14 protein-coding genes are annotated in these 13,926 nt (G+C 70.9%); 3 read left to right on the top strand and 11 right to left on the bottom strand.

Annotation, left to right across the window (positions count from 1 at the left end; genetic code table 11):
• Positions 1-24: 24 nt before the first annotated feature.
• The 7 genes from ACGFU6_RS33500 to ACGFU6_RS33470 all read right to left on the bottom strand — a co-directional run bounded on the left by ACGFU6_RS33500 (position 25) and on the right by ACGFU6_RS33470 (position 5,210).
• Entirely contained in the window at positions 25-948 is a 924-nt protein-coding gene (locus ACGFU6_RS33500) for a siderophore-interacting protein (RefSeq protein WP_393616342.1), read from the bottom strand.
• A gap of 2 nt (positions 949-950) precedes the next feature.
• Positions 951-1,934: an ABC transporter substrate-binding protein gene (locus ACGFU6_RS33495; protein ID WP_393616351.1), complete on the bottom strand. Its 984-nt coding sequence runs from the start codon at positions 1,932-1,934 to the stop codon at positions 951-953.
• Between the two features lie 167 nt (positions 1,935-2,101).
• Complete coding sequence (locus tag ACGFU6_RS33490; RefSeq protein ID WP_393616341.1) at positions 2,102-2,743, bottom strand: GNAT family N-acetyltransferase; 642 nt, start codon at positions 2,741-2,743, stop codon at positions 2,102-2,104.
• 213 nt (positions 2,744-2,956) lie between these two features.
• Positions 2,957-3,385: a PIN domain nuclease gene (locus ACGFU6_RS33485; RefSeq protein ID WP_393616340.1), complete on the bottom strand. Its 429-nt coding sequence runs from the start codon at positions 3,383-3,385 to the stop codon at positions 2,957-2,959.
• Positions 3,382-3,600 (bottom strand): type II toxin-antitoxin system VapB family antitoxin, encoded by a 219-nt coding sequence (locus ACGFU6_RS33480; protein WP_371773050.1) that lies wholly within the window; start codon positions 3,598-3,600, stop codon positions 3,382-3,384. Before ACGFU6_RS33480 ends, ACGFU6_RS33485 begins: the two co-directional genes overlap by 4 nt.
• A gap of 150 nt (positions 3,601-3,750) precedes the next feature.
• Positions 3,751-4,419: a YdcF family protein gene (locus tag ACGFU6_RS33475; RefSeq protein ID WP_393616339.1), complete on the bottom strand. Its 669-nt coding sequence runs from the start codon at positions 4,417-4,419 to the stop codon at positions 3,751-3,753.
• Positions 4,416-5,210, bottom strand: a complete 795-nt coding sequence (locus tag ACGFU6_RS33470; protein WP_393616338.1) for a GntR family transcriptional regulator — start codon at positions 5,208-5,210, stop codon at positions 4,416-4,418. Before ACGFU6_RS33470 ends, ACGFU6_RS33475 begins: the two co-directional genes overlap by 4 nt.
• Before the next feature lie 374 nt (positions 5,211-5,584).
• Between ACGFU6_RS33470 and ACGFU6_RS33465 the strand changes: the two genes are divergently transcribed.
• Positions 5,585-5,809, top strand: a complete 225-nt coding sequence (locus ACGFU6_RS33465) for a hypothetical protein (RefSeq protein WP_393616337.1) — start codon at positions 5,585-5,587, stop codon at positions 5,807-5,809.
• A gap of 76 nt (positions 5,810-5,885) precedes the next feature.
• Here ACGFU6_RS33465 and ACGFU6_RS33460 read toward each other — a convergent pair whose 3' ends face one another.
• The gene (locus ACGFU6_RS33460; RefSeq protein WP_393616336.1) at positions 5,886-7,052 is read right to left on the bottom strand and encodes an acyl-CoA dehydrogenase family protein; all 1,167 of its coding nucleotides are present in this window, start codon (positions 7,050-7,052) and stop codon (positions 5,886-5,888) included.
• Between the two features lie 152 nt (positions 7,053-7,204).
• Here ACGFU6_RS33460 and ACGFU6_RS33455 point away from each other — a divergent pair, with 152 nt between their 5' ends.
• A complete protein-coding gene (locus ACGFU6_RS33455; RefSeq protein ID WP_393616335.1) occupies positions 7,205-8,551 on the top strand; it encodes an RNA-guided endonuclease InsQ/TnpB family protein in 1,347 nt (448 codons plus the stop codon).
• On the opposite strand, the gene ACGFU6_RS33450 is transcribed toward ACGFU6_RS33455, so the two are convergent.
• From ACGFU6_RS33450 to ACGFU6_RS33440, 3 genes are read right to left on the bottom strand one after another with little or no spacing between them, the layout of a single operon-like run.
• The gene (locus ACGFU6_RS33450; RefSeq protein ID WP_393616334.1) at positions 8,463-9,419 is read right to left on the bottom strand and encodes a hydroxymethylglutaryl-CoA lyase; all 957 of its coding nucleotides are present in this window, start codon (positions 9,417-9,419) and stop codon (positions 8,463-8,465) included. The genes ACGFU6_RS33455 and ACGFU6_RS33450 overlap by 89 nt on opposite strands.
• The gene (locus tag ACGFU6_RS33445; protein ID WP_393616333.1) at positions 9,416-11,494 is read right to left on the bottom strand and encodes a biotin carboxylase N-terminal domain-containing protein; all 2,079 of its coding nucleotides are present in this window, start codon (positions 11,492-11,494) and stop codon (positions 9,416-9,418) included. Before ACGFU6_RS33445 ends, ACGFU6_RS33450 begins: the two co-directional genes overlap by 4 nt.
• Before the next feature lie 13 nt (positions 11,495-11,507).
• Positions 11,508-13,115, bottom strand: a complete 1,608-nt coding sequence (locus tag ACGFU6_RS33440; protein WP_123525881.1) for a carboxyl transferase domain-containing protein — start codon at positions 13,113-13,115, stop codon at positions 11,508-11,510.
• A 96-nt stretch (positions 13,116-13,211) separates the two neighbouring features.
• On the opposite strand from ACGFU6_RS33440, the gene ACGFU6_RS33435 reads away from it, so the two are divergent.
• The gene (locus ACGFU6_RS33435; protein WP_393616332.1) at positions 13,212-13,847 is read left to right on the top strand and encodes a TetR/AcrR family transcriptional regulator; all 636 of its coding nucleotides are present in this window, start codon (positions 13,212-13,214) and stop codon (positions 13,845-13,847) included.
• The last annotated feature ends 79 nt before the right edge of the window (positions 13,848-13,926 follow it).

Raw genomic sequence — 13,926 nt, 5'->3', positions numbered from 1 at the left:
CCGGACGGGCTCAGGGTGCTGTCCTCAATCGCCGGACGGGCTTGAAGTGGCCGGGCTCGGGTCTGATGTGTCCCTCGGGCCTGATGTGTCCGGGCTCGGGCGGGCGGCTTCCTCGCGGAGTTGTTCCTCGCTCAGGCCGCGGCGCCAGTAGCCGACGAAGGTCACCCGCCTGCGGTCGAAGCCGCGTTCGCGCACCAGGTGCCGCCGTACCGCGCGTACCTGGGAGGCCTCGCCCGCGATCCAGACGTACGGGGTGCCGGCGGGCAGCTCGGCCGCCCGTACCGCGTCCACGGCGGCCGGCGCCCCGTCCTCCCGCACCAGCCAGGTGATCCGGGCCGAGGCAGCGGTGGTGAGCGCCTGGCGGTCCTCGGCGTGCGGGATCTCCAGCCAGACCCGGGCGTTCATGCCCGCGGGCAGCCACTCCAGGGCGGCGGCCGCCGCGGGGAGCGCGGTCTCGTCGGCCCAGATCAGCACCCAGTCGGTGTCCCCGGGCGGGCGGAACCGGACGCCCGTGTTGTCCTCGACGGCCGGGCCGAGCGCCTTGAGCCGGTCACCGGGCACGGCCGAGGCGGCCCAGCGGCAGGCCGGGCCGCCGTCCTCGTGGAGCGCGAAGTCGATGTCGATCTCGGTGGCTCCGGGCGCGTCGCCGGTGCGTCGCTGGGCGCGGACCGTGTACGAGCGCATCACGGCCCGTACGTCGGCCGGAAGTGCCCGCCAGGCGGCGAACCAGTTGCCCTCGTTATCGACCGGAACGACTGGTTCCGGCTGCCCCGGGTGCGGGAGGAACAGCGGCAGGCTCTGGTCCCGGCCCCCGGCGGCGAAGCCGTCGAGCCCCGGACCGCCGAAGGTGATCCGGAGCATGGACGGCCCGAGCCGCCTGGTGCGCAGCACCGCCGGGCCGAAGAACCGGAACGGGTCGGCCGGGGCGGCGGCGTCGGCGGCCGTCATGGTCAGGCGGCCTTCTTGGCGTCCTCGATGGCCTTCGCGAGGTCCTCCAGGATCGGCGCGCACTTGTCGTAGCTGTAGATCGGCTCGGTGGTACGGGGGATGACCTGGCCGGCCTTGACGGCGGGCAGCTGCGTCCAGGTCGGCTTGGAGGTGAGGGCGTCGGGCTGGAGGGCCGAGGACCGGTTGTCCATCATGATGATGTCGGCCTGGTACTTGTCGACGTTCTCCCAGCTCAGCTCCTCGAAGAAGCCTGCCGAGTTCACCTTCGGCTCGACGAACTTCACGCCCAGCTCCTGGAAGTACAGGCTGTCGGCGGCGGTCTTCGCGAGTGTGACGTAGAAGAGGTCCTGGCTGGCCGAGCCGATCAGGACCTTGATGTTCGGCTTGGACTTCGCGGCGGCGCGCAGCCGGGCCGCGGCCTTCTCGAAGCGGGTCTTCGCGTCCGTGACGGCCTTGGCCTTGAGGTCGGCGCCGAGCGATTCGGCGAGGTCCTCGTGGCGCTGGATGGCCTTGGGGATCGTGGTCTGGGCGGCCCACAGCGCGACGCTCGGGGCCAGCTTCAGGATCTTGTCCTTGGACTGGTCCGGCACGTACCAGAGGGCGTCCTTCTCCCACATCGCGGTGACCAGCAGCTCCGGGCCGAGCGCCGCGTACTTCTCGACGTTGAACTCGCCCCAGACGTTGCCGAGGATCTCGACCTTGCTGACGTCCAGGTCGCCGGCCTGCACATCGGCCTTGCCGTCCTTGGTCTTCGTCGGGCCGAAGACGGCCTTGACCTCGATGCCGTAGTCGTGGAGTGCGGCGGCGACACCGGTGAAGGCGACGATGTTCTTCGGGACGGACTTGGTCTCGGCGGTCTTCCCCCGGTCGTCCTTGAAGCTCCACGGCCCGGCGTCGGCGCTCTTGGAGCCGCCGGAACCCGCGTCCTTCCCGTCGCTGTCGCCGCAGGCGGCGAGGACGGCACCGAGTCCTACGGCGCCGCCCATGGCCAGCAGGCCACGGCGGGTGGGGCGGATCGCTCGGGCAGTGCGCATGACAGAGTCCACTTTCGTACGGGCCGGAGACCGGCCTTGAGCCGGTCCGGAGGAAGGTTAGCCTAACCTTCTGTGAACCCGGACCGACCGGCGCCCGCCCCGTTCGGCGCCGCCCCCGGCTATCCGCCGAACTCCGCACGGCACGCGTCGAGCCCCTCCACCGTGACGTCGGCGGTGCGGCGCTCCTCCCAGCGTGCCCGTTCCAGCCGCAGCCGTTGCAGCGTGACGGGCGTACCCCGCAGGGCGGCGGTCTCCAGCCCGTCCGGGAGGTAGCCGAGCCGCCGCGAGACGCCGAGCGAGCGCGGGTTGTCCGTCATCGCGGCCGAGACCGCCGTACGGGCCCCGAGCCCGGCGAAGGCCAGATGGAGCGCGGCGCCCCGCATCTCGGTGCCGATGCCCCGCCCCTGGTGCGCGAGCCCCAGCCAGGACCCGGTGCTCACCTCACCGGTCACCGCGAAGTCCTTCGCCATCACGTCCTGCCGCCCGACGACCCGGCCCTCGTGCAGCACCGCGAGGCTCAACGCCCAGTTCTCGGCGGACCAGTTGGCGATGGTGGCCAGTACGTGCTGGAACACCGCCCGGCCGTTCTCGGCGGGCGAGCCGCCGGTCCAGGGCACGGTGAACGGCATGGTGTCCGGGGCATGCACCCCGTCGGCGGCGACCGAGGCCAGCTCGTCCAGCAAGTCCAGGTCCGGGAGGCGCAATTCCAGACGGGGGGTGCGGATGCGGAGCCCGTACAGGGGCCAGTGCTGCGGTTTCATGAACGAACACTGCCGGGGCGGGGCGGGCGGTGTCGAACGAATTGCGGGGCCGGGGGTGCGGCGGGCGGCGATGTGGGGGGCGAGGGGTTCCTTGAGGTCGCCGTAATCGCACTCACGCAGCCGGATGTCCTGATGGATCGGGAGCCGGCCGCACGCCGGACCTCGCCGCCGCGACTCAGGACGGAAGACCAGGAGGTGCCGCGGTGTGCCGGGTCATGATGATCCGGGGGCCCGGCCGTCCAGGGGGTTGAGCCGCACCATGGCGATGTCAGGGCACACCTTGGCGATGGAGCCGAAGTCGTCGTCCACGTGGAGCACGGTGAGCCGGTGCTGTTGCGCTGTCAGGGCGATCAGGATGTCGATGGGCGAAGGGCCCCGGTGATGGCCGATCCGCACCAGCTCGCGCTGGACATCGATGATCCTCGGCCAGGGGTCTTCGAGGGCCGGTACCCAGCCGAAGGTCTGGCCGAGCATCGTGAAGAAGGGTTCGTGATCGCGGTCCGCGCGAAGAGCCGGCATGAGTTCGGCCTCGACGGGCGGACACAGGGACACGAGCCCCTGGGAGATGCGTTGCGGCCATGGGTCCCCGACCTGCTTGCGGAGCACGCGCCAGACCGCGGAGGTGTCAGCGAGGTACCTCACAGGCCGGTCCGCTCCCGCTCTTCGAGGACGTCGAAGTCCAGGAACTGGTCCGCGTTGTCCTGCAGCCATCGAAGCGCACGTGCCCGGTCGTCCGCGCTGACCGCGGCGGCTATCGTCAGCGCGCGGTTGATCGTTTCCCGCTTGGTGGACGTGCCGAGCTGCTGCTGGGCGAAGGCGAGCATCTGATCGTCGACGTCCACGAGGGTCTTGGACACAGGGGCCTCCCGAATGCGTGGTCGATATACTCTCCGGATCAGTATATATAACGTGGTGCGGGGGTGCAGCGGTTCGGCACGTGGTTCCGTCGACGTCTCGACGCGGCCTGCGACCGGCCTGTCGGTGTCGAGAGGGGGAGTAGCGATGCCTCAACGGTCGGCGTCGGCTTCGCCCGCCACGAGCCGGCTCGTGAAGCCCGCCCGGCACAGCCGCTCATAGGCGGCGGCCACCTCGCCGGGAACCGGATCGGCGGCCATGAAGCCCTGGGCCGGGTAGATCAGCAGCCGCTGCAACGTACCGACCAGCATGTCGATGACCATGCGGTCGTCCTGGATGGAGGCCAGGTACTCCTCGAACGTGATCGATTCCGACGCGCTCACGAACTCGACGCCAGGCCACAGCTTGCGCGCTGTGGCGTGGGCGCGGCGTTCCTCGTACGGCTTGCTGATCAGCAGGACGGACGAGACGTCCACGCCCGCCTCTTCGAGCAGCGCCCGGGAGAAGTGGATGTTCTCGCCCGTGTTGCGGGCGCGCGGCTCGACGAGCACGGCGCTTTCAGGGACGCCGAGTTCCAGCGCCCGTTCCCGGTAGTGCGCGGCCTCGCCCCGGGGCATGCGGTCACGCGTGGTGCGGCTGGTGGCGCCGGTGAAGACGATGAGGGGCATCATGCCGCGCCGGTAGAGGCTCACGGCCGCGTCGGCGACCCCGAGGTCGTGGCTCCCGAGCCCGATCGCCACCGAACAGGGGTGTGGATCGTGGTGCATCAGGTGGTGGTCCCAGAGGAGTTGGGCGTCGGACCGGGACCGGTGGGAGATCATCGCTGGCCGCCTTTGCCGTGCGCAGAGTCCGGAACGTCGAAGTCGTACGACCATCTGAATCGTGAGGCCGCGTGCACGCCTATCGCGAACTCGACGACGGTTCCGTCGGCCGTATACGCGGTCCTGTGCAGTTCAACCACCGGTTCGCCGCTGGGCAGCATGAGTAGTTTCGCCTCCTCGGGAGTCGGGGCGCGCGCGAACAGTTCCTCCCGCATGTGATCGATCTCGTAACCCGCGTCGTACAGCACGCGGAAGCCGCCACCGCGCCCTGCGGGGCCCGGAGCTGGGTCGACGATGCGCGTGCCCTCGACGTGCTCGGGGCGGTAGTAGCTGGTCAGGGCATGGGTCGGCTGTCCAGCCTCCTTTACGAGTCGCGCGCGGGCGTACACGAGGGAGTCGGGCGCCAACCCGTGCGCGGCAGCAGCGGCGGGCGGAGCCTCGACGCGATTGACCGTCTGCGTCTGATCGCCGCGGCTGTGGCTGCGCCCGGAGGCCACGCGGTCGGCGATGAAGGCCACCTCGTCGCCGTCGCGCCACTTGGCCTTGTCGTACCGGTCGATACCGAGGCGCTTGAGAGGCGGGCTCTGTCGTACGACGGTGCCGTGCCCGCGCGACGACGTGACCAGCCCTTCCGCCTCCAGTGCCTTGTACGCGGCGTGGACTGTGGACTTGGAGCCCTCGCCGGCCTCGACCAGGTCTCTGATGTGAGGCAGTTGCTGCCCCGGTGAGTAGGTGCCGATCCGGATCCGGTCGGCCAGTTTGTCCGCCAACTCTCGCCACTTGGGTGTCATGCGCAACTCCTCTCGCCCTGTCTCAAGAGGCAGTCAAGCACAGTCCCGAGACTGTTGACAGTCCTAGGACTATGCCTCATTGTCGGGTCCGAGGGTGCGCAATCCTGGGACTGTGAGTCTCGGGGTGCGGCTTCGTGCGGGTTACCTGAGAGGTGTCGTGGAATGGCGGGTAGCAGTAAGGCTCGGCAGGGACTGTCACGGTTGACGGAGCGATGGGGAACGGATGGCGTCCTCATCGTCCCGAAGGTCGGCTCCGGAGCGGAGGGTGCCGACCTTGTTCCCGGCGCCGCTCTTCGCTGGCCGCCATGCGAGTGCGGGCACTCGCTGTGCCCCGACTATGTCGTCCCGGAGGGCGACGAATGAGGATTCGGCCGGTGCCGCCGGGAATCCGGATCGGGATGGTCGTCTTCGACCGGGCTCACGACATGGTGGGTGTCGTTGACCAGCTTGGCGATTCCATCGTCATGTTGTCGCGCCCCACCGGTCTCACCTGGCAGAGCCGTTCGGCTTCCGTGCGACCCGGCACGGCGTACGAGTGCCGACAGTTGCAGGCGATCGCCGCGCTGCACTGGCAGCGGCACAAGGGTCTGAACCGCTGACCGGTCTGGAGCGGAAGGAAACGCGGACGGGCGGGCCGGAACCCGGACCCGCCCGTCCGCACCGGGGTTCCCGGGATCAGGCCGGCAGGCCCAGTTCGCGGGCGATCAGCATCCGCTGGACCTCGCTGGTGCCCTCGCCGATCTCCAGGATCTTGGAGTCGCGCCACATCCGGGCCACCGGGTACTCGTTCATGAAGCCGTAGCCGCCGTGGATCTGGGTCGCCTCGCGGGCGTTGTCCACCGCCACGGTCGAGGAGTACAGCTTGGCGATCGCGGCCTCCTTCTTGAACGGCTCGTCCGCCAGCAGCCGCGAGGCCGCGTCGCGCCAGCCGATGCGGGCCATGTGGGCGCGCGTCTCCATGTCCGCGATCTTGAACTGGATCGCCTGGTTGGCGCCGATCGGCTTGCCGAAGGCGTGGCGCTCGGCGGCGTACTTCACCGACTCGTCCACGCAGCCCTGTGCGAGGCCGGTGGACAGGGCCGCGATGGCGATCCGGCCCTCGTCCAGGATGCGCAGGAACTGCGCGTAGCCGCGGCCCTCCTCGCCCAGCAGGTTCTCCAGCGGGACGCGGACGTCGGTGAAGGAGAGCTCGCGGGTGTCCGAGGCGTTCCAGCCCACCTTGGAGTACGGGGCGGCGACCGTGAAGCCGGGGGTGCCGGACGGGACGATGATCGAGGAGATGCGCGGGGCGCCGTTCTCCTTGCGGCCGGTCACCGCGGTGACCGTCACCAGCTCGGTGATGTCCGTACCGGAGTTGGTGATGAAGCACTTGGAGCCGTTGATCACCCACTCGCCGCTCACCTCGTCGCGCACGGCCGTCGTCCGGGTGCCGCCCGCGTCCGAGCCTGCGTCCGGCTCGGTCAGGCCGAACGCGCCGAGCGCCTCGCCCGAGCAGAGCCTGGGCAGCCAGCGCCGCTTCTGCTCCTCGGTGCCGAAGCGGAACACCGGCATCGCGCCGAGCGAGACCCCGGCCTCCAGGGTGATCGCCACCGAGGAGTCGACTCGGGCCAGCTCCTCCAGGGCGATGCCGAGGGCGAGGTAGTCGCCGCCCATGCCGCCGTACTCCTCCGGGAACGGCAGCCCGAACAGGCCCATCCGCCCCATCTCCCGCACGATCTCGTACGGGAACTCGTGGCGCTCGTAGAAGTCACCGATCTTCGGCGCGACGACGTCGTGGGCGAACTCCGCGACGGTGCGGCGCAGTTCCTCGTGCTCGGCGGTCAGCCGGTGGTCCAGGGGCATGGATTTCACCTTGATTCTTCCAGAATGCCCCGTCCTTCGGGGCGGGGAGGAATGGGTCCTTGGTACGGAGCCGTGAAGCGGCAGAGTTTGCTGCACGTGGCTCTGACCTGCGCTCTCTTCCGTTGTCAGTGAGGGCTGTTAGGTTGCGGATCATGGCGACGACAGCAGCGGTTGAGCGAGGGTCCGGGCTTGCCCGGTACACCTATCGGCTGCGTGTGTCGTCGACCGCCCTCGCTGGTCTTGAGGCGGAGTGGGTGCGGTGTCGGTGGGTGTGGAACGAGTGTGTGGCCATGTCCCGCAAGGTCCACGCCGCGAACCGGGACGCGACTGAGAAGACGACGTGCGGCCCGGCGCAGCTCGACAGGTTGCTGACTGAGGCCCGGCAGCCGATGGCATGGCTGCGGGCGGGGACGAGCGTTCCGCAGCAGCAGACTATTCGTGACTTCGCGAAGTCCCGGGCCAAGGCGCTCAAGGACATCAAAGGAAAGGTTCCAGTACGGCGGCGGGCCGGGATGCCCCGGATGAAGCGCAAGCGGGAGGCGCTGCCGACGCTGAACTACACCCAGCGCGGGTTCCGCCTGAAGGACGGCCGCCTGCACCTCGCGGGCGGCATCGTCCTGACGGTCGTCCGGTCTCGCGAGCTGCCGTCCCTGCCTTCCTCGGTGCGGGTGCACCGGGACAACCTGGGGCACTGGTACGCGTCGTTCGTCGTCGCTACCGAGCCCCAACCGCTCCCCGCCACGGGGCGTGTGCTGGGTGTGGACTGGGGTGTGAGGGAGACCGCGACCACCACGTCTGACGCCCACGACCTGCCCCACCCTGAACACGGGAAGAGCGCGGCGCGGAAACTGGGGAGCTATCAGCGGATGATGGCCCGCCGTCGCCCCGTCAAGGGCACGGCCGCGTCCAAGGGCTACCGACAGGCACAGCGGCAGGCGGCAAAGCTGTACAAGAAGGTGGCGCGGCAGCGGCAGGACACTGCCCGCAAGGGGGCCAAGGCGGTGGTGCGTGACCACGACGTCATTGCCGTCGAGGACTTCCGTCCGAAGTTTCTGGCGAAGACCAGCATGGCCCGTAAGGCCGCCGACGCCGCGATCAGCGCCACCAAGACGGCCTTGATCGATATGGGCCGCAAGCACGCACGGGACATTCGTCTCGTGCATCCCGCGTACACCACCATGGACTGCGCATCGTGCGGAGCGAGAACCAAGCACGCACTTCCTCTTTCGGAACGTACCTATGCCTGTACCGCGTGCGGAGTCGTGTCCCCCCGGGACAAGAACTCCGCACGCGTGATGCTGGTCCGGGCTGGTCTCAACCCGGCTGGTGCTGATCGTGTAAGAGCCGGCGGACCGCTGGTCCCCGGCCAACGTGAGCCAGGAATCCTTGCCCTTCGGGGCGGGGAGGATGTCAATGCTCCTTGTGGGACAGCGCGCGGACGGTACGGGACGGGCTCGGTCGGCCCAGTTGTCCGGCGAGCCACACGCTCGTGGCGGTGAGCTCGTCGAGGTCGACCCCGGTCTCGATGCCGAGGCCGTCGAGCATCCAGACCAGGTCCTCGGTGGCGAGGTTCCCGGTCGCGCTCTTCGCGTACGGGCAGCCGCCGAGGCCGCCCGCGGCGGCGTCCACGGTGGTGACGCCGTGCTGGAGGGCGGCCAGGGTGTTGGACAGGGCCTGCCCGTAGGTGTCGTGGAAGTGCACCCCGATCGTGGCGGTGGGCACCCCCGCCGCGTTCAGCGCGGACAGCAGCGCCCGTACGTGGCCCGGCGTCGCGACGCCGATCGTGTCGCCGAGCGAGAGCTCGTCGCAGCCGAGGTCCATCAGCGCCTTCGCGACCCGGACGACCTGGTGGACGGGGACGGCCCCCTCCCACGGGTCGCCGAAGCACATCGAGAGGTAGCCGCGCACATGCACCTGGTCCGCCTTGGCGCGGGCCACGACGGGCTCGAACATGGCCAGCGACTCGTCGACGGTGCGGTTGAGGTTGCGGGAGGCGAACTCTTCCGTCGCGGAGCCGAAGACGGCGATCCGGCGGGCGCCGAGGGCGAGCGCCCGGTCCAGCCCCCGTTCGTTCGGCACCAGGACCGGAAGCGCCACGTCGCCCACGTCCGCGATGTCGCCGATTAGGGGGAAGAGGTCCTCGGCGTCGGCCAGTTGGGGTACCCACTTGGGGTGAACGAAGCTCGTCGCCTCGATCGTGGTCAGGCCGGCGACCGCGAGCCGGCGGATGAACTCCGCCTTCACCTCGGTCGGCACGACCGTCTTCTCGTTCTGCAGCCCGTCGCGGGCGCCGACCTCGTGGATACGGACCCGGGCGGGCAGCCCGGGTGCGGCCACGGTCATCGGCAGGGTGCGGCCGTCCGTCATGCTTCCTCCCCGGTGGTGGTGGCCGGGGTGACCACGGCCAGTACCTGGTCCATGGCGACCGTCGTCCCGGTGGTGACGTCGAGTTCGGTGACGGTGCCGGCGTGCGGGGCCGAGATGACGTGCTCCATCTTCATCGCCTCCACCACCAGCAGGCTCTGACCGGCCGCGACGTCGTCGCCGACGGCCACCTTCACCACCGTGACGGTGCCGGGCATCGGCGCGGCCAGGGTGTCGGCCCCGGAGCGGGCGGCGCCGGTCAGCGACGCCTCCACCGGGTCGTGGTCGCGGACGTGCCAGGTGTCGCCGTCCCGGCCGAGCCAGCGGCCCTCCGGGGACGCGGCGTGGGCGAACGAGTGCGTGACACCGGCCAGTTCGAGGGTGACCCGGCGCTCGTCCACCGCGATGATCCTGGCCGTCTCGGCGCCGCCGGGCAGCGGGCCCAGCGGACCGCAGCTGCCCGAGTCGGGGGCCGGCGGCCGCGCGCCCTCGCCGACATGGCCGAAGGTCAGCTCGGTGCCCGCGCCGCACGGGCGCAGCCCCACCTGGACCGGCTCGTGCCCGGGAATCCGGAAGTGCCGCACCGTCCGGGCCGGGGTGCCGCCGAGGCGCCAGCCGTCACCGGCCGAGAAGGGGTCGGCCCAGGTGTCCGGGCGGGCCGGCCCGGGGGAGTGCTGCCGCAGCAGTGCGGCGGCCGCGTACACCTCCTCCGGCACCCCGTCCGGGACCAGCGTGTCCACCTCGCGCTCCACCAGGCCGGTGTCGAGGTCGCCCGCCACCACCGCCGGGTGGCCGAGGAGGCGGCGCAGGAAGCCCGCGTTGGTCGGGACGCCGAGGACCACCGTGTCCGCGAGCGCCGCCCGCAGCCGGCGCAGCGCCGTGGCCCGGTCGGGGCCGTACGCGATCACCTTGGACAGCATCGGGTCGTAGAGGCTGCCGACCTCGCCGCCCTCGCTGAGCCCCGAGTCCGTCCGCACCCCGCCGCCCTGCGGCTCGTCCAGCGCCAGCACCGTGCCGCCCGAGGGCAGGAAGCCGTGGGCCGGGTCCTCGGCGCAGACCCGGGCCTCGACCGCGTGCCCGGTGAGGGTGATGTCCTTCTGGGAGTAAGGGAGTTGCTCGCCGGACGCGACCCGCAGCTGCCACTCCACCAGGTCGAGGCCGGTGATCAGCTCGGTCACCGGGTGCTCGACCTGGAGGCGGGTGTTCATCTCCATGAAGTAGTACGAGGCCGGGTCGTTGCCCGGGACGATGAACTCCACCGTGCCCGCGCCGACATACCCGCAGGAGCGGGCGGCCTGGACGGCCGCCTCGCCCATCGCCGCACGGGTCTCCTCGTCGAGCAGGACCGAGGGCGCCTCCTCGATGATCTTCTGGTGGCGGCGCTGGAGCGAGCACTCGCGCTCACCGAGGTGCACCACGTTGCCGTGCCCGTCCGCCAGGACCTGGATCTCGATGTGGCGCGGCCGGTCGATCCACCGTTCCACGAGCAGCGTGTCGTCCCCGAAGGAGGCGCGCGCCTCTCTCCTGGCCGAGGCGATCTCGTCGGAGAGCAGCGCCGCGTCGCGGACCAGCCGCATGCCCTTGCCGCCGCCGCCCGCCGAGGGCTTCAGCAGCACCGGCATGCCGATCTCGCGTGCCGCGTCGGCCAGTTGCCCGTCGGTGAGGTCGCTTCCGGTGGAGCCGGGGACGACCGGGACACCGGCGGCGGAGACCGTTTCCTTGGCCCGGATCTTGTCGCCCATCAGCGCGATGGCGGCGGCGGGCGGTCCGATGAAGACCAGGCCCGCGTCCGCGCACGCCTGGGCGAAGCCCGCGTTCTCCGCGAGGAAGCCGTAGCCGGGGTGGACGGCCTGCGCGCCGCTGCGGCGGGCGGCCTCCAGCAGCCGGTCCACGCTCAGATAGCTCTCGGCGGCGGGTGCGGGGCCGATCCGTACCGCCGTGCCGGCCTCCCGTACGTGCCGGGCGTCGGCGTCCGCGTCGCTGAAGACGGCGACCGAGCGCACCCCCAGCTCGCGCAGGGTCCGGATGACCCGGACCGCGATCTCGCCGCGGTTGGCGACGAGGACAGTGTCGAACATCGTCATCTCTTCCTCACATCCGGAAGACGCCGAAACCGGCATCGCCCAGCGGGGCGTTGGCGCAGGCGGTCAGGGCGAGCCCCAGCACCTGCCGGGTCTCCATCGGGTCGATCACGCCGTCGTCCCACAGCCGGGCGGTGGCGTAGTACGCGTTGCCCTGAGTCTCGTACTGCTCGCGGATCGGGGCCTTGAAGGACTCCTCGTCCTCGGCACTCCAGTCGTCGCCCAGCTGGTCGCGCTTGACCGTGGCGAGGACGGACGCGGCCTGCTCGCCGCCCATGACGGAGATCTTCGCGTTGGGCCACATCCACAGGAAGCGGGGGCTGTAGGCCCGGCCGCACATCGAGTAGTTGCCCGCGCCGTAGGAGCCGCCGACCACCACGGTCAGCTTCGGCACCCGGGTGCAGGCGACGGCGGTGACCATCTTCGCGCCGTGCTTGGCGATGCCGCCGGCCTCGTAGTCACGGCCGACCATGAAGCCCGAGATGTTCTGGAGGAAGACCAGCGGGATGCCGCGCTGGTCGCACAGCTCGATGAAGTGCGCGCCCTTCTGGGCGGACTCGGAGAACAGGATGCCGTTGTTGGCGACGATCCCGACCGGGTGGCCGTGGATGTGGGCGAATCCGGTGATCAGCGTCGTCCCGTACTCGGCCTTGAACTCCGCGAACCGCGATCCGTCGACGACCCGGGCGATCACCTCGCGCACGTCGTAGGGCGTGCGCGAGTCGACGGGCACCGCCCCGTACAGCCCGGCGGGGTCGACCTTCGGCTCGTCGGCCGCCCGCACCGACCAGGGCAGCGGGCCCCGGTCCGGCAGGGTGGCCACGATGTCGCGCACGATCCGCAGCGCGTGGGCGTCGTCCTCGGCGAGGTGGTCGGTGACCCCGGACGTACGGGAGTGGACCTCGCCGCCGCCCAGCTCCTCCGCCGTCACGACCTCACCCGTCGCCGCCTTCACCAGCGGCGGCCCGCCCAGGAAGATCGTGCCCTGGTTCCGGACGATCACGGCCTCGTCGCTCATCGCGGGGACGTACGCCCCGCCGGCCGTGCAGGAGCCGAGCACCGCCGCGATCTGCGGGATGCCGGCCCCGGACATCCGGGCCTGGTTGTAGAAGATCCGCCCGAAGTGCTCCCGGTCCGGGAACACCTCGTCCTGCATCGGCAGGAAGGCGCCGCCCGAGTCCACCAGGTACAGGCAGGGGAGCCGGTTCTCCAGCGCCACCTCCTGGGCCCGCAGGTGCTTCTTCACGGTCATCGGGTAGTACGTGCCGCCCTTGACGGTCGCGTCATTGGCGACGATCACGCACTCCCGGCCGCTGACCCGGCCGATCCCGGCGATCACCCCGGCGGCCGGAGCCGCGCCCCCGTAAAGCCCCTCGGCCGCCAGCGGGGCCAGCTCCAGGAAGGGCGAGCCCGGATCGAGCAGGGTGTCCACCCGCTCCCGGGGCAGCAGCTTGCCGCGCGACACATGCCGGGCGCGGGCCTTCTCACCCCCGCCGAGCCTGGCCGTGGCGAGCCGCTTGCGCAGCTCGTCGGTGAGCGCGTGATGAGCCGCCTCGTTGGCCTGCCAGGCCTCGGAGGCGGGATCGGCCGCGCTCGCCAGCACCGGTGCCTGCTGCATCCTGTCGAGCCCCCTTGCCCGTACCGCTGTGTTAGTGAGCGTTAACGTCAACCACAGGTTAACGACCGCTAACGCGCCTGTCTAGAATGATTGGTCATGAGCACCCATGCCGCCGCCCGCGTCGCGGCTCCCACCCGCCGTGAGCAGATCCTCAAGGAGGCCGCCCGCCTCTTCGCCGAGCGCGGCTTCCACGGAGTCGGCGTCGACGAGATAGGGGCCGCCGTCGGTATCAGCGGCCCCGGCCTCTACCGCCACTTCCCCGGCAAGGACGCGATGCTGGCGGAACTGCTGGTCGGCATCAGTGAGCGGCTGCTGGCCGGCGGGGAGCTGCGCGTCTCCGAGGACGCGGCCTCGGCCGACGGGTCGCGGGAAGCGCTGCTGGACGCGCTCATCGAGGGCCACATCGACTTCGCCCTCGACGACCGCCCCCTGATCACCCTGCACGACCGGGAGCTGGAACGCCTGCGCGACACCGACCGCAAGCGGGTCCGCCGGCTCCAGCGGCAGTACGTCGAGGTGTGGGTCGGCGTCGTCCGAGGCCTCTACCAGGACCTCCCCGAGCACGACGCCCGCGCCGCGGTGCACGCCGTCTTCGGCCTGCTGAACTCCACCCCGCACCTGGGCCGCCCCGGAGCCCTGCCCGACCGCACGGACACCGCGGCGCTGCTGCACCGGCTGGCCCGGGGCGCCTTCGACGCGGCGGGCGGCGCGCGGGCCCCGATTCCCGAATAGGGGCTCTTCCCCCACGACTTTTCCCCGCGACTCCCTTTCGCCTGAGTTGTTTCGGCAGGGTGCGGACATAGGCTTCGGA

It is taken from the genome of Streptomyces sp. NPDC048462 (genome assembly GCF_043200175.1).
Lineage (GTDB): Bacteria > Actinomycetota > Actinomycetes > Streptomycetales > Streptomycetaceae > Streptomyces.
The sequence above is the reverse complement of the archived record's forward strand: the minus strand, read 5'-3'. Positions and strand labels throughout refer to the sequence as shown.